This is a genomic window from Cellulosimicrobium cellulans, from assembly GCF_016921195.1.
Lineage (GTDB): Bacteria > Actinomycetota > Actinomycetes > Actinomycetales > Cellulomonadaceae > Cellulosimicrobium > Cellulosimicrobium cellulans_F.
Map to the genome: position 1 here is coordinate 1,006,723 of NZ_JAFGYF010000001.1, position 21,760 is coordinate 1,028,482.

The following is a 21,760-nucleotide window of genomic DNA, read 5'->3' on the forward strand; positions in this document are numbered from 1 at the left end:
GGTCGGCGAGCGCAACCGTTCCGCGGGGACTTCCACACCGTGTTCTACCGGCGTTCGAACGGCTCGGAGCGGTTGGTCCGGGAGGTCCGGAAAGGGCCTTTCGGCGGGCGTCGCGGCCCGTCTCGCGACCCGTCTCCGGCTCGTCTCGTGGCCTCGGAGCCGGCCCCGGTCAGCCGCGGCTGCGACGGCGCAGCGCGCGCCACACGACGCACGCCACCACCCCGAGCGCGACGACGCCCGCCGCGGCGAGGGCCGGCGTCGACCCGGCAAGGTGCGACCGCAGCGCGACGGGCTTGGAGAACGTCAGGGCACCCCAGCCGTGCTCCGCGGCGAGCCGGCGCAGCGTCCGGTCGGGGTTGACCACGAACGCGTGCCCGACGGCACCGAGCATGGGGGCGTCCGTCACGGAGTCGGAGTAGGCGTAGCTCGCGGCGAGGTCGTACCCCTCCCGCTCGGCGAGCTCGCGGATCGCGACGGCCTTGTTCTCGCCGTACGCGTAGAAGTCGATCGCGCCCGTGTACCGGCCGTCCTGGACCGCCATGCGGGACGAGATCGCGTGGTCAGCCCCGAGCACCGCCGCAATGGGCTCGACGACCTCGCTCCCGGACGCGGACACGATGACGACGTCGTGCCCGTGCTCGTGGTGGGACTCGATGAGCTCGACCGCCTCCGCGTAGACGACGGGGTCGATGTGCTCGTGCAGCGTCTCCTCGACGATGCGCGACACCGTGGCCACGTCCCACCCGGTCACGAGGCTGGAAAGGTGCGCGCGCATGCGCTCGGTCTGGTCCGCGTCGGCCCCGCCGACCATGAAGAGGAAGTGCGCGTAGGCGCTGCGCAGCACGTCCCCGCGGTTGATGAGCCCGCCCGCGAAGAACGGCCGGGAGAACGCCGCGGCCGACGACGTCGCGATGATCGTCTTGTCCAGGTCGAAGAACGCGGCGACCCGGCCGGCGCGCGGCGGGTCCGTCGGGTCCGGGAGCGGGGTCACGGTCGCGAGCCTAGCCGCGGATCGTGGCCGTCCACAGGAGCGCTCGCCGGGGCAGCCGCCCACAGGTCACGCATGCGGCCCGACGACGTCCGGCCGGTGAGGGCAAGGTGGGGCGCCGGTCGGTCGACGGGCAGCGGGGGAGGACGCGATGGGCGGAGCGGTCGTGGCGGTGGTCGGAGCGCGCGGCGGGGCGGGGGCGAGCGTCGTCGCGGCCTCGCTCGCGCGCGCGGTGGCACGGCGCCGCGCGCCCACCTGCCTGGTCGATCTCGCGCTCGCGGGTGGTGGCCTCGACGTGCTCCTCGGCATCGAGCAGGACCCCGGGGTGCGCTGGCCCGACCTCGCCGACGCGCGCGGCCGGCTCGACGGCGAGGACCTCCTCGCGCGCCTGCCGCGGTGGGGCACGGTCCCGGTCGTCAGCACCGAGCGCGGCGGCGGCCCGGAGCACGCGGCGCTCGCGGACGTCGTGGCGGCGCTCGCCGAGGTGACGTCAGCGCGGTCGGGGGTGCTCGTGCTCGACGTCGACCGCGCCGCGACCGGGTCGGGCGCGGCCGGCGCGGGGCTTCTCGGGGTATGCGACGAGGTGCTGGTCGTGACGCCGCTCGACGTGGCCGGGGTCGCGGGCGCCGCGGCGGTGCGCGACCGGCTCGCCGGTCCGGCGGCGCTCGTCCTGCGCAGGCCGGCCCCGGGGCGGTTGTCCGGCGACGAGGTCGCGGACGCCGTCGGGCTCGAGGTCGCCACGACCGTCGGCTGGGACCGGGCGCTCGCCGGAGCGATCGAGCGCGGTCAGGGTCCGTGCGTCGGTCGGGGACCGGCCGTGCGCGCCGGCCGAGAGCTCGCGGCGCGCTACGTGGGGAGCGGTCGGTGAGCGGGCGCGACCCGGCCCCGGACCGTCCCGGACGGGGACGCGGCCCGCTGCTCGACGGCGTCCGGGACCGCCTCGTGCGGGCCGGCGCCGAGCCGGGAGCGGGCTCGGGGGCGGGGTCCGACGACGCGGCCGTCGCCGACGCGCTGCGGGCGTCCGGGCGCGTGCTCGGCACGACGGCCCTGCGGGAGCTGACGCGCGCGGCGCACGCGGAGATCTTCGGCGCCGGACCGCTCCAGCGGTACCTCGACGAGCCGGGCGTGACCGACGTGCTCGTCAACGGGTCGGACGAGGTCTGGGTCGACCGCGGGGCCGGTCTGGAACGGGTCGTGGTCCCGCTCGGCGGGCCGGAGGCCGTGCGGGCGCTCGCGGTGCGGCTCGCCGCCGCAGGCGGGCAGCGCCTCGACGACGCGTCGCCCGTGGTCGACGCGCGGCTCCCGGACGGGACACGCCTGCACGCCGTGGTGGCGCCCGTGTGCGAGACGGGGGCCGTGATCTCGCTGCGCGTGCTGCGGACGCGGACGTTCGGGCTGGCCGACCTCGTCGCGTCCGGCACGGTCCCGCGCGCCTGGGAGCCGGTCCTGCGCGGGCTCGTCGCGCGGCGTGCCAGCGTCCTCGTCTCGGGCGGGACCGGCACCGGCAAGACGACGCTGCTCGCCGCGCTGCTCGCCCTCGTCCCGCCCGACGAGCGCATCGTCTGCGTGGAGGAGGCGCGCGAGCTCGACCCGGACCACCCGCACGTCGTCCCGCTCACCGCGCGCCGGGCGAACGTCGAGGGCGCCGGCGGCGTCGACCTCGCCGACCTCGTGCGCGCAGCGCTGCGGATGCGCCCCGACCGCATCGTGCTGGGCGAGTGCCGCGGGGCGGAGGTCCGCGAGGTGCTCATGGCGCTCAACACCGGTCACGAGGGCGGGCTCGCGACCATCCACGCCAACGACGTCGAGGTGATCCCGGCCCGGCTCGAGGCGCTGGCGGCGCTCGCGGGCATGGACCGCGCCGCCGTGGCAGCACAGGCGGTCGGCGGGCTCGACGTCGTGCTGCACCTGCGCCGCGTGCGCGTCGGCGGCACGACCCGGCGCGTGCTCGCCCAGGTCGGGGTCGTGCGGGGCGACCCCCGGACGGGTCTCCGGGTCGACGTCGCGGGCTCGTGGGACGGGGCGCCGGGCCCCAGCGACGGTTCCTCCGACGGCGACGACCGCAGCGGCACCGAGCCGGTCGCGGGCCCGGCCTGGGACGAGGTCGCGGCGCGGTGGTGCGACGTGAGGCGCGCGTGACGGTCCTCGTGGGTGTCCTCGTCGGGGCCGCGGTCTGGTGCTCGGCGGCGCAGGGCGGGCGCCGTGCACGCAGCGTCGTCCGCACCTCGCCGCCGCGGCCCGGGCGATCCGCGTTCCTGCGGCGCCGGTCCCAGGCTCGGGCGGTGCCGGAGCTGGTGCGCGTCGTCGTGACGCAGGTGGGATCGCTCCTGCGGTCCGGGGCCGCACCTGGGGTCGCCTGGGAGCGGGCGGTCGGGGTGCGGGTCGACGCCGCGGGCGTCCCTTGGGTCGCCGAGCTCGCGCCGCACGTGGGCGGGCCCGCGACGGCGCGGGCCCTCGTGGCGGCGTGCCGGCTGGCGCTCGAGGTGGGCGCGCCGCTCGCCTCCGTGCTCGACGAGGTCGCGGCCTCGGTGGCGGCGGACGCCGAGGCCCGCGCCGAGCGGGACGCGGCGCTCGCCGGACCCCGGGCGACCGCACGCGTGCTCCTGTGGCTCCCGGCGGTCGGTGTGCTGCTGGGCTACGTCCTCGGTGCGGACCCGCTCGGTACTGCCACCGACGGCGGTCTCGGGACGGCCGGGGTCCTGCTCGGGCTCGTGCTCCTGCTCGCGGGTCGCACCTGGTCTGGGCGCCTCGTCGAACGGGCACGCAGCGCGGGGGACGACCGGTGACCGCGCTCCTGGTGGCGGCTTGGATCCTGGCGGCGACCGCGCCGTGGTGGGTGGCGCGGGCGGCCGTCGCGCGACGGGCCACCGCGGTGTCGCGGCGTGCAAAGAGCACGGCCGGCCGCCCTGACTGGACGTGGGATGAGGGGGAGGTACCGGGCGGAGGCCGTGTGCGCACGGAAGATACCGGGCCCCTCGAGACGGGCGTGCTCCTCGAGCTCCTCGCGGCGGCGGTCCGCTCGGGCGCGGCCGTCCCGCGTGCCCTGGACGTGGTCGGGTCGTGCGTCGGTGGTCGGGAGGGTGCCGGCCTGCGGGCCGCGGGCGCTGCCCTCCTCCTGGGCGCGTCGTGGGACACCGCCTGGGCGACGGCGCCACCGCGGCTCGCGGTCGTGCAGCGCGCGCTGCGTCCGGCATGGCTGCACGGCGCGGCCCCCGCGCCCGCGCTGCGGGCCGCGGCGCAGGCGTCGCGACAGGACCGGACCGCCGCGGCCAAGGCCGCCGCGGCGCGGCTCGCCGTGCACCTCGTCCTCCCGCTCGGCGTGTGCTTCCTCCCGGCGTTCGTGCTCGTCGGCCTCGTGCCCGTCCTCGTCTCGCTGGGGTCGGGTCTCCTTGGCAGGTAGTCGACGCGAAGGGCCGGACGGCTGCGCTGACGTCGTGCGGACCCGTGCCCCCCACGAGACCGAGGAGGAGTGCGGGGACCTGCCGGCGGGCCGCTCGCTACCGTTGCTGCATGGATCCTGAAGTCGTCGGCCGGACCGAGCCGTGGCCCCTCGCGCAGGAGCTCTGGACGGAGGTCGGCAGCGGCGAGTCGTCCGCCCGGGTCTTCGTGAGCAAGGACGGTGCTCGGTACGCCAAGGTCGCGAGCGGCGACCAGGTGACCGCGCTGGCGGGTGAGCGTGACCGCGTGCGATGGGCCGCCGACCGGGGGGTGCACGGGCCGTCGTTGCTGGGATGGGTGGACGGCCCCGACGGGGCGGTCCTGACGACCGGCGCGGTGGCGGGGACGCCCGCGGACCAGGTCCGTCCCGACCAGGCCCGTCGGGCGTGGGCGAACATCGTGGCGGCGGTCAGGGCGCTCCACGACGTCCCCACAGACAGCTGCCCGTTCGATCGGGGGCTGCGCACCATGCATGCGCTCGCGCAGGACGTGGTGGCGCGTGGCGCCGTGCGCCGGGAGTTCCTGCGCCCCGAGCAGGAGTCTCGGACGGGCCACGACCTCCTCGCCGAGCTCGTCGCCGAGCTGCCCGTGCGTCAGGAGCAGGAGGCGGCCGACCAGGTGGTCTGCCACGGCGACCTCTGCCTGCCCAACATCCTGCTCGACCCCGACACGCTGGAGGTCTGCGGGTTCGTCGACCTCGGTCGCCTCGGAGTTGCCGACCGGCACGCCGACCTCTCGTTGCTGCTCGCGAGCGCGCAGGACACCTGGCCGCACGAGTCCCAGCACCTGCAGGATCAGCTCCGGCCCCTCTACGGGTCTCCGGTCGACGCGGGGCGGCTCCGGTTCCACCTCTTCCTTGACCCCTTGACCTGGGACTGACTCGCCGCGTCGCGTGCCGGGCGCCCCGACCGGCGGGTCCGTTGCCTCAGCGCCGTGCGTGCGGGCAGCGTCCTCGGAGCGGCGACGCCCCGACAGGCGGGGGCCGTCGCCGTCCACAGGTCCGTCGCGCGAGGGTCCCGTCCACCGGCGCCGCGGGGCAGGGTGCGGCTACGGTCGTCGGCCCGCCACGGTGTCCTGGACCGCCCGCGGACGCGGGCCACGAGAGGGGAGACCTGACATGCCAGGACGGGTTCGGCGCGCGCTCGCGCGCCTGACGGGGACGAGCACGGGACAGGACGCCGAGGCGGGACTCGCGACCGCGGAGTACGCCATCGCGACCGTCGCGGCGGCGGGCTTCGCCGGGCTGCTCATCGTCGTGCTCAAGAGCGGCGAGGTGCGCGAGCTGCTGCTCGGCATCGTGCGCAGCGCGCTGTCGCTGGGCTGAGCCGTGCGACGGGACGCAGGCACCGGCGCGTGGCGCGGGTCCCGCTCGCGGGCGCTCCGCTCGCCGGGGGTCCGGTCGCACGACGACCGGGAGCGGGGGGCTGTCACGGCCGAGCTCGCCGTCGCTCTGCCGGCGGTCGTCCTCGTCCTCGTCGTCGTCCTCACCCTCGCCGCGGCGGCGGGCGCCCAGATGCGCTCCGCCGACGCGGCGAGGGCCGCTGCCCGTGCCGCCGCCATCGGTGAGGACGAGGCGACCGTCCGGTCGACGGCGCTGCGGGTGGCGGGCGACGGAGCGACCGTCGGCGTCGTGCGCGGCGACCCGTGGGTGGAGGTCCGCGTCACGACGCCCGTCGTGGGCGGGTGGCTCTCCGGGTCGCCGCTGCGCGCGAGCGGCGAGGCCGTCGCGTGGGTCGAGCCGTGACCTGGGGATCGGCGGTCGGCCGGCGAGGTCGCGCCGCGACCGGGCGGCAGGACGGCCCGGCCGACGCGGAGCGTGGCGCGGGCACGGTGCTCGTGCTCGGGATCGTCGCGACCGTGCTCGTGCTCGCCCTCGGGCTGGCCGCGCTCGCGCACGCCCAGGCGGCGCGCGGGGCGGCGCAGACCGGAGCCGACCTCGCGGCGCTCGCGGCCGCCACGGCTGCCCGAGACGGCTGGGACCCGTGCGGTCGCGCCCGGGAGGTCGCCGCCCGCAACGCGGTGGCGGTCACCGCGTGCGCCGAGCAGGGCGGCGGGGTCGTCCGGGTCGACGTCGCTTCGACCACCGGAGTCACCGTCCTCGGTGTGGCGCTCGGCCGGGGAACCGCCGGCGCCCGTGCCGGCCCGGCGACCGCGCGCTGAACGTGGGCCGCGACCACCCTCGCCACGACGCGCCGTCGGGCACGACGTCGGTTCTCCCTCGGCGGCAAGGGCCCTACGAGGTGGGGGCGTGGGCGAGGACAGCGTCGAGGAGCCGGACGGCGGCGGCCTTCTCGAGCGGGGCGTTGTACGACCCGCACTTGGGGGACTGCACGCACGCGGGGCAGCCGTCGTGGCAGGGGCAGCGGGCGATGGCGTCGCGCGTGGCGCGGAGCCACGTCGCGCCGAGCTCGAACCCTCGCTCGGCGAACCCGGCGCCGCCGGGATAGGCGTCGTGGACGAACACGGTGGCCTCGCCGGTGTCGGCGTGCAGCGCGGTCGATACGCCACCGAGGTCCCAACGGTCGCACGTCGCGAGGAGCGGCAGGAGGCCGATCGACGCATGCTCCGCGGCGTGCAGCGCGCCGGGCAGCTCGTCCGCGTCGACCTCCGCCTCCTCGATCACCGACTGCGGGACGGTCCACCACACGGCCATCGTCGGGAGCGTGCGCTCGGGGAGGTCGAGGGTCTCGGTGCCGAGCACCTGCATGTCCGGGAGGCGGCGGCGCTGGAAGCTCACGACCTGCGAGCACACGTCGACCGGGCCGTAGCCCCAGCCGACGGGTCCCCAGGACCGTTCGACGACCTCGCGCCCCGCCGCAACGTCACCGTCGGCGGGATCGTCGACGATCGTGATGGACGTCGCGGACCGGGACCAGGTGCCGTAGTCGACGTCCTGCCGACGCACGAGCGCGACGTGGTCGGCGAGGTCGAGGTGCTCGACGACGTAGGTGCGGCCCTGGTGGACGTACACCGCGCCGTCGTGCACCGACCCGTCCGCGGACGCCGCGTCGACGGTCCCGAGGAGCCGACCGGTCCGCGCCTCGGCGACCCGCACGGGCGCGCCGCCCGAGCCGCGCAGGTCGGTCATGCCCGACGCGGGCTGCGCGTGCGTCCAGTACCACCCGGACGCCCGCCGGCGCAGCGCGCCCCGGGCGACGAGCACGTCGAGCAGGCCGCGCACCGCGTCGGGATCGCCGAACGCCGCGAGGTCGTCGGATCGCAGCGGGTTCTCGGCCGCGGCCGCGCACAGGTGGGGCGCGAGGACGTACGGGTTCGCGGGGTCGAACACGGTCGCCTCGAGCGGGGCGTCGAACACGGCCTCCGGGTGGTGCACGAGGAACGTGTCGAGGGGGTCCTCCCGCGCGACGAACGCCACCAGGCCGTCCGCACCCGCGCGCCCGGCGCGGCCCGCCTGCTGCCACACCGACATGCGGGTCCCCGGCCACCCCGCGATGAGGACGGCGTCGAGACCCGAGATGTCGACACCGAGCTCGAGCGCGTTGGTCGTCGCGAGGCCCAGGACGTCGCCCGTGCGCACGGCGTCCTCGAGCTCGCGCCGCTCCTCGGGCAGGTACCCGCCGCGGTAGGCGGCGACGCGCCGCACGAGCCGCGGGTCGACGACGCGCACGCTGTCCTGCGTCTGGACCGCGACCGACTCCGCCCCGCGGCGCGAGCGCGTGAACGCGAGCGTGCGGGCGCCCGCGATGACGAGGTCCGCGAGCAGGTCGGCGGCCTCGGCGGTCGCGCTGCGCCGCGGGTGCTCGGGCGCGGCGTCGACCGTCGTCGGGACGGTCGGGTCGTCGACGTGCGCCTCGGCGGTACCGTCGGAGGGTTCGTCGGCGGCGGCCGCGTCGAAGCCCACGACGACGGGCGGCTCCCACAGCGCGAACGTCTTGCGCCCCGCGGGGGAGGTGTCGCGCGCGACCGTCACGACGTCGTCGGGCTCGACCCCCACGAGGCGAGCGGCGCTGGTCGCGGGGTCGGCGGTCGTGGCCGACGCGACGACGAACGTCGGCGGCCGGTCGCCCTCGCGCGCGTAGTGCGCGGCCAGACGCCGCAGGCGCCGCAGGACGAGGGACACGTGCGCGCCGAACACGCCGCGGTAGGCGTGGCCCTCGTCGACGACGACGTACCGCAGGTCGCGCAGCAGCCGCGACCAGCCCCGGTGGTTCGGCAGGAGCGCGAAGTGCAGGAAGTCGGGGTTGGTCAGCACGACGTCGGCGTGCTCGCGGACCCAGCGGCGCTCGTCCTGCCCGGTGTCGCCGTCGCACGTCGCGACCCGCACGTCGCGCGTCCCGGCGGCGTCGAGCAGCCGCTGGAGGCCCGAGAGCTGGTCGGCGGCGAGCGCCTTGGTGGGCGACAGGTAGAGCACGGCGCCGCGGCGGGCGACCGACTCGATGCGGCCGGGGTCGAGGAGGCGCGTGGCCGCGTCGGCCCGCACCGAGGAGAGCGCAGGGAGCCAGAACGCGAGCGACTTGCCGGAGCCCGTCGAGGTGGCGAGCGCGACGTGCCGGCCCGACCACGCGGCGTCGGCCGCGACGACCTGGTGCTCCCACGGACGGTCCACGCCGAGCGCGCGGTACCCCGCGACGAGCGACGCGTCGGCCCACTCCGACCACTCGGCCTGCGTGCCCGCCCGCGCGGGCAGCTCGCGCACGTGCAGCAGCCGCTCGTCGCGCCGCCCGCCCGCGCGCAGCACGTCGAGCAGCGTCGCGCTCGTCGGTCGCAGGGAGGCGGGGGCAGGGGCGTGCGGCACGCCTCCGAGTCTCCCACCTCCGGCCCACCCTTCGGCCGACGGCGGCTGCGCTCAGGCCTCCGGTCGACCATGCGGTCGTACCTCGTCGGCGTCTCGTGAGCGTCGCGTGAGGGGAGGCGACCTCTGCTCGGCTGGGTGTGGGGGTGGGTCAGCCGCGGAAGACCTCGACCACCGCGCGGGAGAGGTACCACGGGTCGACGACGGCGGTGAGCTCGCGCGCGGAGTGCATCGAGAGGATGGGGACGCCGACGTCGACCGTGCGGATGCCCAGGCGGGTCGCGGTGAGCGGGCCGATGGTCGACCCGCACGGCACGGTGTTCTTGGACACGAACTCCTGGCTCGGCACTCCTGCCCGTGCACACGCCCGTGCCCAGGCCGCCGCGCCGTGCGCGTCGGTCGTGTAGCGCTGGTTCGCGTTGATCTTGAGGATCGGCCCGCCGCCCGCGAGGGGGCGGTTCGCCGGGTCGTGGCGCTCCGGGTAGTTCGGGTGCACGGAGTGGCCGACGTCGCTCGACACGCACAGCGACGCCGCGAGCTGGCGGTGCCGCTCCTCCTGCGTCGCACCGAGGCCGGCCGCGACCCGGTCGAGCACGTCGGCGAGGAAGGGGCCGGACGCCCCGGACCGCGACTCGGACCCGATCTCCTCGTGGTCGAACGCGGCCAGCACGGGGATCGCGGCGCCCTCGACGGGCCGGTCGGGCGTGCCCGCGACCTCGAGCAGCGCGGCGAGTCCGGCGTGCACCGACAGCAGGTTGTCGAGCCGCCCGGACGCGAGGAACGCGTCGTGGGCACCGAACACGCGGGGCGACTGGGTGTCCGCGACCACCACGTCGTACCCGGCGACGTCGCTCGCCCGCACGCCCGCGTGGTGCGCGAGCTCGGCGAGCACGTCTCCGCCGCTCGTCCCGTGCGCCGTGCCCGCGACGTCGGACCCGGCCGGCCCGGACGCCGACGCGAGCCCCCACACGGGCTGCGTGTGCTGCTGCTTGTCGAGCGTGAGCCCGTCGTTCGCGGCGCGGTCGAGGTGGATCGCGAGCTGCGGGACGCGCAGGAGCGGGCCGGTGCGGACGAGGTGCTCGACGCCGTCGGCGGTGACGAGGCGCCCGGCGAGCTCGAGCTCGCGGTCGAGCCACGAGTTGAGCAGCGGGCCGCCGTAGATCTCCACGCCCGCCTGCCACCAGCCCTCGCGGCCCACGCTCGGGCGCGGCTTGAGCTTGAAGCCGGGGGAGTCGGTGTGTGCGCCGAGGATCGCGAACGGCGTGGTCGCGGTCGCGCCCGTGGGGACGGCCCAGGCGATCACGGCGCCGTCGCGCACGACGACGTACCGCCCGCCCGCGGGGCCGCTGCCCCCGGTCGTCGACGGCCACGCCGCCGTCTCGTCGAGCCGCTCGAAGCCGGCGGCCTCCAGGCGGCGCGCGACCTCCTGGGCCGCGTGGTACGACGACGGGGACGCCTCGACGAACGTCGCGAGGTCGCGCGCGTGGGTGAGGGCGCGGTCGTGGGGGGTCGGGTCGGTCACGGGGGTGCTGGGCGTCGACACGGGTTCCACCCTACGCACGCCCAGGAGCGCTCCGTAGGGTGGTCGCGCACCGCGAGAGAAGGAGTCCGCATGACCTGGGTCGTCCTGCCCGGACTGGCGCTCGCGCCCGAGGACTTCGCGCCCCTCGCGGGCGAGCTCCGCGTCGCCGCCGGCACGGACGGCGTCCGCGTCCTCGACGCGTGGCGCACGCCCGTCACCGGCCCGGTGGACGCGGTGCGGGAGGCCCTGGGGGTCGACGGTTCCCGGCCGGTGGATCTGGTGGGTCACTCCGTGGGCGGGCTCGCGGCGATCGAGTGGGCGCTGCTCCACCCGGACGAGGTCCGCCGTCTCGTCCTCCTCGACCCGACGAGCCCGTGGGAGGCACACCACCCGGCCCTGCACCCGGGCCGTCCGACCGCCCGGGCGGGCGACGCGCTGGCCGCGGCGATCGGCGGCGCGCTCGCGACGGCCGGGCCCGCCCTGCGGCGCGGGGCGGTGCGCGTCGTCACGCGCCGCCCGGACCCGCTCGCGCGCGACGTGGCGCGGGCGCGCTACGCGAGCCCGAGCACCTGGACCATGCTCGCTCGCGAGTGGTTCGCGAGCTGGGAGCAGGCGCCGCGCGTCCGCGCCCTGCTCGACGCCGGGTGCTGCTTGCCCGCGACCGTGGACGCCCTGGTCGTCACCGGGCTGCGGGCGAGCGCGCGCTTCCTGCGCCAGCAGCGCGAGCTGTCCGACCGCCTCGCCGTCCCGCGCGTCGGCCTCGCGGGCGAGGGTCACCTGTTCCCGCTGACGCGACCCGACGTCGTCGCGCGCCTCGCGGTCGGTCGCCTCGACGTGGAGGGTGGACGGCCCGCGGCAGGTGGACGGCATGCGGTCTCCCGGCGGACGACCGGGCCGCTCCCCGGCCCGGTCACGTGATCGTGAGGCGGACCGGGGCCGAGACGAGCCAGCAGGTGCCGGACGCCGTCCGACGGGCTGCGGCGACGCTCCGACGGTTCGACGGCGGGTGGCGCGGCGCGTTTGTGACGTCCTGCACGAGTGGTCGTGACGTGCGCCACACGTGCGTAGACTCACCCCCATCGCTCCGGCAGGGGACCGGCGCGACGGTCGCGCGGTTCGTCAAGGAGGACGGATGCTCACGCTCGGTTCGGAAAGTCTCACCATCGTCGCCGTCATCGCGGTGATCGCGCTCGTGGCGCTGGTCTTCGCGTTCGTCCTGCGCAGACAGGTCCTGGCCGCCAACGACGGCACGGCGAAGATGCAGGACATCGCCCAGGCCGTGCAGGAGGGCGCCGGGGCCTACCTGAGCCGCCAGTTCCGCACGCTCGCCCTGTTCGCGGTGATCGTGTTCGGCCTGCTGTTCCTCCTGCCGGGCGACGGCGGCATCCGCGTGGGGCGCTCGGTCGCGTTCCTCGTCGGCGCGGGGTTCTCGGCCGCGATCGGCTACCTCGGCATGTGGCTCGCGGTGCGGGCCAACGTGCGCGTCGCGTCGGCCGCGACCCGGCCCGGCGGACGCACCGAGGGCGCGCGCATCGCGTTCCGGACGGGCGGCGTCGTCGGCATGTCGGTCGTCGGCCTCGGCCTGCTCGGCGCGGCGGGGGTCGTGCTGATCTACAAGGGCGACGCCCCGGCCGTGCTCGAGGGATTCGGCTTCGGCGCCGCGCTCCTCGCGATGTTCATGCGCGTCGGCGGCGGCATCTTCACCAAGGCGGCCGACGTCGGCGCGGACCTGGTCGGCAAGGTCGAGCAGGGCATCCCCGAGGACGACCCGCGCAACGCGGCGACGATCGCCGACAACGTGGGCGACAACGTGGGCGACTGCGCCGGCATGGCGGCCGACCTCTTCGAGTCGTACGCCGTGACGCTCGTCGCGGCGCTCATCCTGGGCAAGGCCGCCATGGGCGAGGAGGGCCTCGTCTTCCCGCTCGTGGTCACCGCGATCGGCGCGCTCGTCGCCGTGCTCGGCGTCTTCATCACGCGCGTGCGCGGCCAGGAGAACGGCCTCAAGGCCATCTACCGCGGGTTCTATCTCTCCGCGCTCATCGGCGCGGTGCTCGCCGCCGTCGCCGCGTTCGTCTACCTGCCGTCGTCGTTCGCCGCGCTCGACGGCACGGCGGACCTCGGCGACCTGTCGGGGATCGCTGCCGACCCGCGCGTCGTCGCGAGTCTCGCCGTCGTGATCGGCATCGTCCTCGCAGGCATCATCCTGTGGATCACGGGCTACTTCACGGGCACGACGTCGAAGCCCACCCTGCACGTGGCCGCCACCTCGCGGACGGGCGCGGCGACCGTCGTCCTGTCGGGCATCGGGGTCGGGTTCGAGTCCGCGGTGTACACGGCGGGCGTGATCGCCGCGGCGATCTGCGGCCTGTTCCTCCTCGCGGGCGGCTCGGTGTGGCTCGCGCTGTTCCTCGTGGCGCTCGCCGGGTGCGGGCTGCTCACCACGGTCGGCGTCATCGTCGCGATGGACACGTTCGGCCCCGTCTCCGACAACGCGCAGGGCATCTACGAGATGTCGGTCGGCGAGGCCGGCGACGGCGACGAGGAGGCCGCGCAGATCCTCACGGACCTCGACGCGGTGGGCAACACGACGAAGGCCATCACCAAGGGCATCGCGATCACGACCGCCGTCCTCGCGGCGACGGCGCTCTTCGGCTCGTACGCCGACGCGGTGAGCCACGCCCTGGCGGACGTCGAGGGCATCGGCACCGGCCTCGTCACGGCGATGCTCGACTACCAGATCATCTCCCCGATCACGCTCGTGGGCGTGATCCTCGGCGCCGCGACGGTGTTCCTCTTCTCCGGCCTCGCGATCGACGCGGTGACGCGCGCGGCCGGGGCGATCGTCTTCGAGGTGCGTCGCCAGTTCCGCGAGCACCCCGGGATCATGACGTTCAAGGAGCGCCCCGAGTACGGGAAGGTCGTGGACATCTGCACGCGAGACTCGCTGCGTGAGCTCGCCACGCCGGGCCTGCTCGCCGCGTTCGCCCCCATCGCCGTCGGGTTCGGCCTCGGCGTCGGCCCGCTGGCCGGGTTCCTCGCCGGGGCGATCGGCGCGGGCGTGCTCATGGCGGTGTTCCTCGCCAACTCCGGCGGCGCGTGGGACAACGCGAAGAAGATCGTCGAGGACGGCGCGTACGGGGGCAAGGGTTCCGAGGCGCACGCGGCGACCGTCATCGGCGACACCGTCGGCGACCCGTTCAAGGACACGGCCGGACCGGCGATCAACCCGCTCATCAAGGTCATGAACCTCGTGTCGGTGCTGATCGCCCCGGCGGTGGTGCTCATGAGCGTCCCGGCGGACGCGAACCACGCGCTGCGCATCGGCATCGCCGTGGTCGCGGCGGCGATCGCGTTCGGCGCGGTCGTCATGTCCCGCCTGCGGGCGGCGCGGGTCGACCGTGAGGAGTCGTCGGTCGAGCCGGAGCGCGTCGCGACCGGCGCCTGACCGTCGGCGCAACAGCACGCAGGAGGACGCCCGGGCCGTGCGCGGCCCGGGCGTCCTCGTCCGCTCTCGCGGCCGGGGCGCCTCTCAGCCCGTGACGGTGAACGGTGCGCGCAGGAGCGCGTCCTCGCGGGACGACGGGCCGACGCGGAGCTCGAACTCGCCGGGCTCGACGACCCGCCGACCCTGGGCGTCGACGAGCGTGCAGTCCGCGACGGGTACCTCGAGGTCGACGACGACGGACTCGCCGGGGGCGAGCGCGACCTTGCGGTACCCCTTGAGCTCCTTCTCGGCCCACGTCACGGACGTGACCGTGTCGCTCACGTAGACCTGCACGGTCTCGCGGACGGGCCGCGTGCCGGTGTTGGTGAGCGTGACCTGGGCGCGGACGACGTCGTCGGGTCCGTGCACCGAGCCCAGGACGCGCAGGTCCGCGTAGTCGACCGTGGTGTAGCTCATGCCCTCGCCGAACGCGAAGGCGGGGCTCTGGGTGAGGTCGGCGTACCGGTCCCCGTGCTGGCCGCGGACCACGTTGTAGTACGTCGGCTGCTGGCCGGCGTGCCGGGCGAACGAGATCGGGAGCCTGCCCTCGGGCTCGATCTGCCCGAGCACGAGCTCGGCGACGGCCTGGCCGCCGCGCATGCCCGGGTTTGCGGCCCAGACGATCGCGGCCGCCGCGTGGGCGGACGGCGGGAGGACGAGCGGCTTGGACGCGACGACGACGACCACGACGGGGGTACCGGTCGCGACGAGCGCGTCCAGCAGGGCGACCTGACCGCCGATGAGCTCGAGCGTCGCGGTCGACCTGCCCTCGCCGACGAGCTCGATCCGGTCGCCGACGACGGCGACGACGAGGTCCGCGTCGCGCGCGGCGGCCACGGCCTCGGCGATCAGCGCGTCGTCGGGCCGGGCGGGCACGACGACCCGAGGGCGCGGCTGACCGTCGGGGAACAGCTCGCCTTCGGGGTCGGGCTCGAGCGTGAGGATGTCCGCCCCGCGCGCGTGCGTGACCGTCCAGCCTTCGGGCACGAGGTCGCGGAAGCCGTCGAGGACGGTCGTGGTCATCTCGCGCGGGTGGCCGTCGGGCAGCCAGTCCGCCTGGCCCGACGCGCCGGCCCAGTCGCCCAGCTGCGTGTGGTCGTCGTCCGCGTTCGGCCCGACGACGGCGACCGTGCGGCCACCCGTGAAGGGGAGCGTGCCGTCGTTGGTGAGCAGGACGAGGGAGCGCCGGGCGACCTCGAGGTTGACGGCGGCATGCTCCGCCGACGCGATGACGGCCTCCTGGCGCGCCACGTCGGGGCGGCGCGGGTCCTCGAAGAGGCCGAGCCGGACCTTGAGCGTGAGGATGCGGCGCACCGCAGCGTCGATCGCGGACTCCTCGACGAGACCGCGGGCGACCGCCTCGAGCGCGCCCTCGAAGAACGCCGGCGTGGTCATGATCATGTCGTTGCCCGCGCGCACCGCGGCGGCGGAGGCGTGCACGTGGTCGGGCTGGATGTGCTGCTCCCAGACCATGCGGCCGACGTTGTCCCAGTCGGTGACGAGCGTGCCGGTGTAGCCCCACTCGCCCCGCAGGACGTCGTCGAGCAGCCAGCCGTTGACCGTGACGGGCACGCCGTCCATCGACTGGTAGCCGAGCATGAACGTCGCGCAGCCCTCGCGCGCGACGCGCTCGAACGGGGGCAGGAACCAGGACCGGAGCTTGCGCGGCGAGATGTCGGCCTCGCTCGCGTCGCGGCCGCCCTGCGTCTCGGAGTAGCCGGCGAAGTGCTTCGCGGTCGCGAGGATCCCGGTCGGGTCCGCGAGGCCGTCGCCCTGGTACCCGCGCACCATCGCGGACGCGAGCTCGCCGATGAGGAACGGGTCCTCGCCGAACGTCTCGTCGACGCGCCCCCAGCGCAGGTCGCGCGCGATGCACAGCACGGGGGAGAACGTCCAGTGGATGCCGGTCGCGGAGACCTCGACCGCCGTGGCGCGGGCGACCCGCTCGACGAGCTCGGGGTCCCACGTTGCGGCCATGCCGAGCTGGGTGGGGAAGATCGTCGCGCCGACCCAGAAGGAGTGGCCGTGGATGCAGTCCTCGGCGACCAGCAGGGGGATGCCGAGCCGGGTCTGCCCGGTGAGCGCGTGCGCCTCGACCACGTTCTGCGGGGACGCGTGCAGCAGCGACCCGGCGTGCTTGTCCAGGACCGCGGGCCCGACGCCGTCGCGCGCGTCGAGCTGCAGCATCTGCCCGACCTTCTCGGGGAGCGTCATCCGCGCGAGGAGGTCCTCGACGCGATCGGCCACGGGCAGAGCGGGGTCGAGGTAGGGGAGGGTGCTCACGGACGGTCCTTCCACGGCGTCGGCGACGGTTCCCCGGGGCCGTGCGTCGGGCGGGTCGCTTCCGACGTGCTCGGGAGCCCGGGCGCCGCCACCCTATCCGCAAAACTGAATAACCGGTAAGTAAGTGGGCGTCAGCGCCAGTGGTCCAGGAAACGCGCCACGGTCTCCGTCGCACGGTCCAGCACGCGCCCGTCCTCCGCCGCCGCTGCGGAGAGCAGCGCCGCGTCGACCACGTGCGCCACCAGGTCGACGTCCGTCACGTGCGCGTGCCCCGACGCGTCCAGCACGGTCCGCGCCGCTGCGAGCAGGCGCGGTCGCGACGCGCGCATGATCGGTCGCAGCGCAGGGTCGCGCATCGCCGTGAGCATCGGGTCCAGCCGTACGTCGACCACCGTGTCGTCCACGTGCGGCGCATACAGCGTCTCGATCAGCTCGCGCGCCGTCGCCGCGCTCGACCGGGCTTCCCGCGGCAGCGCGTCCGCCCGCTCCTGCGCCGCCGTCGCACGCACGTCCTCCGCGGCCTCGACCGCCGTCGAGACCAGCGACGCACTCGTCGGGAAGTAGTACGACGCCGAGCCCTGGGGCACTCCCGCCGCGCGCGCCACCTGGCGGTGGGTCACGGCACCGAAGCCCTCCTCGATGAGCAGGTGCGCCGCCGCTTCCACCATCGCGCGCTGCCGCTGTGCGCTGCGCCCTTGCACGGTAGCGCGGGCCCCGTGCGTCGCGTCGTGAACCGTCCCGCGAGCCGCCCCGGTCTCAGCGCTCGCTCCGTCGTGCCGCGCTGCCCGGTCGATGGTGCCCGCTCCGTCGTCCACGGGGCCATCGTAGTGAGGCCGCCGACTCCCGCCCGGGCTGCCGAGGGAGAGCCCTGGCTGGCCGAGGGAGAACCCTGGTCGCGCGAGGTAGAACCGTGGTTCTTGTGCTCGACGGCGTGTGGTCGCCCTGGGTGGTCGGGGTGGGTGGTGGTGCCGCGTCTACCGTCCGCCGCTCGTTCCTCGCGGCTCCCGCCAGGCACGCCACGACGCGGCACCACCACCCACCCCGCCCGGCGTCGTCTCGCCCTGGTCGTCGCTCGGCCCGGGCGACTGCCCGCCGTGCCGGCAGTCTCTTGCGGTGCCGTGCGCCCGCGCGCGGCCGGGTGCGGGTCGTCCGGTCGCCTCACGCGATCCGGCTGCGGCGGGCGACCCGCTGCCGTGGGGTGCGACCACGGTTCTCTCTCGGGGGCCCGCTGTTCTATCTCGGTGGACCACGGTTCTCTCTGGGGGGCCGTGGATCTACCTCGCGGGCCTGCGGTTTCCCTCGGCGTCGCAGGGATCTGCTTCGACAGCGCGAACCGGCCGAGGCAGCGGGCGGGGAATAATCTATACGCGCGTATGGTTATTGCTTCCGAGCCGTGAGCGCGGCTCGTGGGAACGAACGAGGAGTGGACAGAGATGGTCGCCGCCGAGGGGCTCGTCATCGACTGGGCGCAGATGCCCACCTACAACACCGTGATGTCCGTCGCCGTCGGCGCCGGGCTGATCCTGCTGGTCATGCTCGGCCGAGAGCTCCTGCGAGCGCCCGGGAAGGTCGTCGTCGAAGGCTGGTCGCTCGCGTTCGGCGTGCTGGGCACGATCCTCACGGCGACCGGGCTGCACATGACGCTCACGTGGCCGCTCGCCGCAGGCGGTTTCCCGTTCGACAACATCATCTTCGGCGAGACGAGCCTCGCGTTCGGCGTGCTCCTCCTCGCCGCCGCCTTCTACCTGTGGACGCGCGGCCGGGCGGCGCTCGAACGCGCCGACGCGACCGAGCACCTCCAGGCCGTGGCCCGCCCCGTCTCGGTGTTCGTGCTCGGCATGGGCCTGGGGCTCGTCGCCATCGCGATCGCGGGCGTGACGTACCAGCTCTTCGCCGCACCGCCGGAGGAGCCCATCTCGGGCGCGTTCGCCGCCTACCCGCTCGTCGAGGCGATCTTCATGTCCGGGCTCATCGCGCTCGTGGGCCTCGGAGCCATCCTCTTCCCGTTCGCGGTGCGTTCGGGGCGGCGTGCGGTGCGTGCCGTCATCGGTTGGGCCTGGGGGCTGTCCGGGGTGGCGTTCCTGCTGTTCGGCGCCATGAACTTCTTCACCCACATCGGCCTCATCGTCAACACGATGGGCTGACGCCGCGGCGACCGTGAGGACCCCGTGGGCCGCCCTGGCCCGCGGGGTTCTTCGCGCGCGCGGGAGGCGTCATCATAGGGGCCATGCAATCACCGGTGCGCGCCGTGGCCCACGCCGCGGTCCTCGCCGTCGTCGCCGGGCTGTGCCTCGCCGTGGTCGCGAGCGGCGCGTTCGACGTCGTGTCGTTGCCCGACGCCGCCCCCGCCGCCGTCCCCTCGCCGCCCGGCGTGTCGGAAGGCAGCGACGCCGCCCCGGTGGACGACGGCGCCGGCACCCCGGGCGCCGTGCCCGACGACGGCGCTGCCGACCCGGGGGACGGGGCGGACGCCGCGACCGCGGCCCCCGCCGCCCCGGGCGCCGTCGACCCGGTCTGCCGGGACGCCGAGGTCGCGTGGGGGGCTGCGGCCAAGGCGCAGGTCAATCTCACCGTCGAGCACCCGGAGGCGCTGGTCGAGGGCTTCACGACGGCGCGGGACGCGCTCACCGGTGCCACACCACCGGGCGAGATCGCGCGCGACTGGTCCGTCGTGACGACCTATCTCACGATGATCGCGGACGAGGTCGAGGCGACCGGAGCACGCGACACGGGCGAGCTGTCCCGGGCGATCGACCGCGTGGGGCGACGCATCGACACGGGCGCGCTCACGTCGTCGTCGCAGGCGGTCACCGAGTTCTTCCGGACCGGCTGCACCCGCTGAGCCCGGCCCGACGAAACTTCACCCGGTGGCGCTCGACACATGGGGAGCGGTCCCCACCTCGGCGGTTTGAGGGCGCGCGAGGCGCCGGCATGGGAAACCATGGGTCCCATGCGCAACCGACTGACGATCACGAAGACCACGACCGCCCTCGCGACGAGCGCCCTGCTCGTGCTCGGCCTCGCCGCCTGCAGCGGTTCGGGCGACGACGCGAGCACCGACTCCGAGACCACCGCGTCGGAGGAGACGACCCCGGCCGAGGACGAGTCCACCGACACCACCGAGTCGGAGGAGCCGACGGAGGAGGAGTCCGGCGACGTCGAGGCGTCGGGCGACTTCTGCACCGCCTACGAGACCCTCATCGACGCCCAGAGCTCCCTCGGCTCGATCGACACGAGCGACCCGGCCGGCGCCGTGACCGAGTTCGAGACGTTCACCGCTTCTCTCGAGGCCGCCGAGGCTCCCGCCGAGATCAGCGCCGACTGGGACAACGTGACCGGCGTCTTCCGCCAGCTCACCGACACCCTCAAGACCGCCGTCGACGACCCGGCCAGCGCCGACATGTCCGCCCTCACGTCGATCATGACCGACGAGGCGTTCCAGACTTCCGCGCAGAACGTCGCGGTGTACGGCACGCAGAACTGCTGACGACTCCTGCCCCTCCCGGACCCCGGCCCGCCTCGGCGTGCCGGGGTCCGGCGCGTCCGGGGCCGGACCGGCCGGGCCGTCGGCGATCCGCCAGGATGGACCCATGTCTCCCGCCGTCCCCGCCCCAGCCTCCACACCCGGCCCGCCGCGCGCCGTCGCGGGCCCGCCCCCGCCCGGCTCAGGTCTCGCCCCCGACGACCTCGCGGCGGCCACGGCCACGCTGCGCGCGGACCTCGCGGCGGTGGACTTCACGGTCGACGGCGTCGAGCGCGTGCTCGGCCCCGTCGCGTCCGCCGCGCTGCACCGCGAGCAGTCCGTCCCGGCGCTCCGAGCGCTGCGCCGCCGCGAGGACGACCCCACGGCCGCGCTCGCCGCGCTGTTCCTCCTGGGCGACGACGTCCCGCGCACCGCGCTCGACGCCGCCCTCGGACGCACGGGCGTCGACGGCGCCCGGCGCCTCGGTCTGGTCGAGGTCGCGGGCGCGGCCGACGACGACGCCGTCCGCGCCGTCGTGGACCTGCGGCCGTACGCGGCGTCGGACGCGGCGGGCCCGGTGACGTGGTGGCTCTCGTCGGACCTGGGTGAGCTCGCGACGGGTCGCCGTCTCGCCCCGGACCACGTGCTGGGCGCGGGCGGGGCGTCCGTGACGCTCGCGCAGGTCACGGTCCGCAGCCCGGTCGGGCGAGTGCTCGACCTCGGGACGGGCTGCGGGATCCAGGCGCTGCACGCCGCGCGGCACGCGCGGTCGGTGGTCGGCACCGACATCTCGCGTCGCGCGCTGGGCTTCGCGGCGTTCAACGCGGCGATCAGCACGGTGCCCGCCGCGGGGACGGCGGGGTCCGGCGCGTCGATCGAGCTCCGCGCCGGGTCGATGCTCGAGCCCGTGGCGGGTGACCGGTTCGACCTCGTCGTGTCGAACCCGCCGTTCGTCATCACCCCGCGGGGCCTCGGCGACGGGGCGGACGCGCTGCCCGAGTACGAGTACCGCGACGGCGGGCGGGCGGGCGACGACGTCGTGCGCGACCTCGTGACAGGAGTCGGCGCCGTGCTCGCCCCGGGCGGCGTGGCCCAGCTCCTCGGCAACTGGGAGCACCGCCGCGGCGTCCCGTGGGACGAGCGCGTCGGCACCTGGCTCGACGAGGCGGGGCTGGACGGCTGGGTGGTCCAGCGCGAGGTGCAGGACCCCGCCGAGTACGCCGAGACGTGGATCCGCGACGGCGGGACCACCCCGGAGCGCGAGCCCGCGGCGTGGGCGGCGGCCTACGGCGCGTGGCTCGACGACTTCGCGGCGCGCGACGTGGAGGCCGTCGGCTTCGGGATCGTCACCCTGCGGCGTCCTGTCGACGGCGCGCGCCCGACGCTGCGCCGGCTCGAGGAGCACACGGGCCCCGTTCGTCAGCCGCTCGGTGGGCACCTCGCGGCGGCGCTCGCGGCGCACGACTGGCTCACGGCCCGCGACGACGCCGCCCTCGCGGGCGCGCGTCTCGCCGTCGCGCCCGACGTGACCGAGGAACGGTTCCACACGCCGGGCGCTCCCGACCCCACGGTCGTCCTCCTGCGTCAGGGCGACGGGTTCGGGCGGGCCGTCCAGGCGTCGACGGGGCTCGCCGCGCTCGTCGGGGCGAGCGACGGCGAGCTCACGGTCGGGCAGCTCGTCGGAGCGATCGCCGCGCTCTTCGAGGTGTCGGCCGACGACCTGGCGGGCGAGCTGCTGCCGACCGTGCGGGGACTCGTGCGCGACGGCTTCCTGGTACCGGCCGGCTGAGCGCCGTGGCCTCGGCGCGACCGCCGCGAGAGAGGGC

General features: G+C 75.7%; 19 protein-coding genes. 14 read left to right on the top strand and 5 right to left on the bottom strand.

What is annotated here, in order from left to right:
• Positions 1 to 169: 169 nt before the first annotated feature.
• Positions 170 to 991, bottom strand: a complete 822-nt coding sequence (locus JN535_RS04475; protein WP_205202601.1) for an HAD family hydrolase — start codon at positions 989 to 991, stop codon at positions 170 to 172.
• A 148-nt stretch (positions 992 to 1,139) separates the two neighbouring features.
• Between JN535_RS04475 and JN535_RS04480 the strand changes: the two genes are divergently transcribed.
• The 8 genes from JN535_RS04480 (at position 1,140) to JN535_RS04515 (ending at position 6,586) form a co-directional block, all read left to right on the top strand.
• A complete protein-coding gene (locus JN535_RS04480) occupies positions 1,140 to 1,856 on the top strand; it encodes a pilus assembly protein FlpE (RefSeq protein ID WP_205202603.1) in 717 nt (238 codons plus the stop codon).
• On the top strand, positions 1,853 to 3,127 hold the full coding sequence (locus tag JN535_RS04485) for a TadA family conjugal transfer-associated ATPase (RefSeq protein ID WP_374100467.1): 1,275 nt from the start codon (positions 1,853 to 1,855) through the stop codon (positions 3,125 to 3,127). Before JN535_RS04480 ends, JN535_RS04485 begins: the two co-directional genes overlap by 4 nt.
• Positions 3,124 to 3,774: a hypothetical protein gene (locus JN535_RS21460; protein WP_205202605.1), complete on the top strand. Its 651-nt coding sequence runs from the start codon at positions 3,124 to 3,126 to the stop codon at positions 3,772 to 3,774. Before JN535_RS04485 ends, JN535_RS21460 begins: the two co-directional genes overlap by 4 nt.
• 164 nt (positions 3,775 to 3,938) lie before the next feature.
• Positions 3,939 to 4,388: a type II secretion system F family protein gene (locus tag JN535_RS21465; protein WP_307868194.1), complete on the top strand. Its 450-nt coding sequence runs from the start codon at positions 3,939 to 3,941 to the stop codon at positions 4,386 to 4,388.
• A 110-nt stretch (positions 4,389 to 4,498) separates the two neighbouring features.
• Positions 4,499 to 5,305: an aminoglycoside 3'-phosphotransferase gene (locus JN535_RS04500; protein WP_205202606.1), complete on the top strand. Its 807-nt coding sequence runs from the start codon at positions 4,499 to 4,501 to the stop codon at positions 5,303 to 5,305.
• A 238-nt stretch (positions 5,306 to 5,543) separates the two neighbouring features.
• Positions 5,544 to 5,750, top strand: a complete 207-nt coding sequence (locus JN535_RS04505; RefSeq protein ID WP_205202608.1) for a DUF4244 domain-containing protein — start codon at positions 5,544 to 5,546, stop codon at positions 5,748 to 5,750.
• 3 nt (positions 5,751 to 5,753) lie between these two features.
• Complete coding sequence (locus JN535_RS04510) at positions 5,754 to 6,170, top strand: TadE family type IV pilus minor pilin (protein WP_307868198.1); 417 nt, start codon at positions 5,754 to 5,756, stop codon at positions 6,168 to 6,170.
• Positions 6,167 to 6,586 (top strand): Rv3654c family TadE-like protein, encoded by a 420-nt coding sequence (locus JN535_RS04515; protein ID WP_205202610.1) that lies wholly within the window; start codon positions 6,167 to 6,169, stop codon positions 6,584 to 6,586. Before JN535_RS04510 ends, JN535_RS04515 begins: the two co-directional genes overlap by 4 nt.
• Positions 6,587 to 6,659: 73 nt before the next feature.
• On the opposite strand, the gene JN535_RS04520 is transcribed toward JN535_RS04515, so the two are convergent.
• Entirely contained in the window at positions 6,660 to 9,182 is a 2,523-nt protein-coding gene (locus JN535_RS04520; protein ID WP_307868199.1) for a DEAD/DEAH box helicase, read from the bottom strand.
• Positions 9,183 to 9,330: 148 nt separating this feature from the next.
• Positions 9,331 to 10,722 carry a M18 family aminopeptidase gene (locus JN535_RS04525; protein WP_307868201.1) on the bottom strand — a complete coding sequence of 464 codons (1,392 nt, stop codon included), beginning with the start codon at positions 10,720 to 10,722 and terminating at the stop codon, positions 9,331 to 9,333.
• A gap of 69 nt (positions 10,723 to 10,791) precedes the next feature.
• Here JN535_RS04525 and JN535_RS04530 point away from each other — a divergent pair, with 69 nt between their 5' ends.
• Together JN535_RS04530 and JN535_RS04535 are read left to right on the top strand one after the other, a co-directional pair.
• Complete coding sequence (locus tag JN535_RS04530) at positions 10,792 to 11,619, top strand: alpha/beta fold hydrolase (RefSeq protein ID WP_205202612.1); 828 nt, start codon at positions 10,792 to 10,794, stop codon at positions 11,617 to 11,619.
• A gap of 214 nt (positions 11,620 to 11,833) precedes the next feature.
• Positions 11,834 to 14,149: a sodium-translocating pyrophosphatase gene (locus JN535_RS04535; protein ID WP_205202614.1), complete on the top strand. Its 2,316-nt coding sequence runs from the start codon at positions 11,834 to 11,836 to the stop codon at positions 14,147 to 14,149.
• An 84-nt stretch (positions 14,150 to 14,233) separates the two neighbouring features.
• Here the strand turns inward: JN535_RS04535 and JN535_RS04540 are convergent, their stop codons facing one another.
• Positions 14,234 to 16,471, bottom strand: coding sequence for an exo-beta-d-1,3/1,6-glucosidase (locus JN535_RS04540; RefSeq protein WP_307868203.1), 2,238 nt, complete (start codon positions 16,469 to 16,471; stop codon positions 14,234 to 14,236).
• 131 nt (positions 16,472 to 16,602) lie between these two features.
• Entirely contained in the window at positions 16,603 to 17,139 is a 537-nt protein-coding gene (locus tag JN535_RS04545) for a TetR/AcrR family transcriptional regulator (protein ID WP_205202618.1), read from the bottom strand.
• 765 nt (positions 17,140 to 17,904) lie between these two features.
• Between JN535_RS04545 and JN535_RS04550 the strand changes: the two genes are divergently transcribed.
• From JN535_RS04550 to JN535_RS04565, 4 genes are all read left to right on the top strand, one after another.
• Positions 17,905 to 18,615, top strand: coding sequence for a DUF981 family protein (locus JN535_RS04550; RefSeq protein WP_240200438.1), 711 nt, complete (start codon positions 17,905 to 17,907; stop codon positions 18,613 to 18,615).
• A gap of 83 nt (positions 18,616 to 18,698) precedes the next feature.
• Positions 18,699 to 19,313, top strand: a complete 615-nt coding sequence (locus JN535_RS04555) for a hypothetical protein (RefSeq protein ID WP_205202620.1) — start codon at positions 18,699 to 18,701, stop codon at positions 19,311 to 19,313.
• Between the two features lie 108 nt (positions 19,314 to 19,421).
• The gene (locus JN535_RS04560) at positions 19,422 to 19,958 is read left to right on the top strand and encodes a hypothetical protein (RefSeq protein ID WP_205202622.1); all 537 of its coding nucleotides are present in this window, start codon (positions 19,422 to 19,424) and stop codon (positions 19,956 to 19,958) included.
• 103 nt (positions 19,959 to 20,061) lie between these two features.
• Entirely contained in the window at positions 20,062 to 21,723 is a 1,662-nt protein-coding gene (locus JN535_RS04565; RefSeq protein ID WP_205202630.1) for a DUF7059 domain-containing protein, read from the top strand.
• The last annotated feature ends 37 nt before the right edge of the window (positions 21,724 to 21,760 follow it).

What these genes read in the sequence shown, in the direction of transcription:
- JN535_RS04480 (WP_205202603.1), top strand. Translation starts at nt 1,140, where the DNA reads ATGGGCGGAGCGGTCGTGGCGGTGGTCGGAGCGCGCGGCGGGGCGGGG.
- JN535_RS04555 (WP_205202620.1), top strand. Translation starts at nt 18,699, where the DNA reads ATGCAATCACCGGTGCGCGCCGTGGCCCACGCCGCGGTCCTCGCCGTC.
- JN535_RS04545 (WP_205202618.1), bottom strand. Translation starts at nt 17,139, where the DNA reads ATGGTGGAAGCGGCGGCGCACCTGCTCATCGAGGAGGGCTTCGGTGCC.
- JN535_RS04500 (WP_205202606.1), top strand. Translation starts at nt 4,499, where the DNA reads ATGGATCCTGAAGTCGTCGGCCGGACCGAGCCGTGGCCCCTCGCGCAG.
- JN535_RS04550 (WP_240200438.1), top strand. Translation starts at nt 17,905, where the DNA reads ATGGTCGCCGCCGAGGGGCTCGTCATCGACTGGGCGCAGATGCCCACC.
- JN535_RS04565 (WP_205202630.1), top strand. Translation starts at nt 20,062, where the DNA reads ATGTCTCCCGCCGTCCCCGCCCCAGCCTCCACACCCGGCCCGCCGCGC.
- JN535_RS04505 (WP_205202608.1), top strand. Translation starts at nt 5,544, where the DNA reads ATGCCAGGACGGGTTCGGCGCGCGCTCGCGCGCCTGACGGGGACGAGC.
- JN535_RS04530 (WP_205202612.1), top strand. Translation starts at nt 10,792, where the DNA reads ATGACCTGGGTCGTCCTGCCCGGACTGGCGCTCGCGCCCGAGGACTTC.
- JN535_RS04560 (WP_205202622.1), top strand. Translation starts at nt 19,422, where the DNA reads ATGCGCAACCGACTGACGATCACGAAGACCACGACCGCCCTCGCGACG.
- JN535_RS04535 (WP_205202614.1), top strand. Translation starts at nt 11,834, where the DNA reads ATGCTCACGCTCGGTTCGGAAAGTCTCACCATCGTCGCCGTCATCGCG.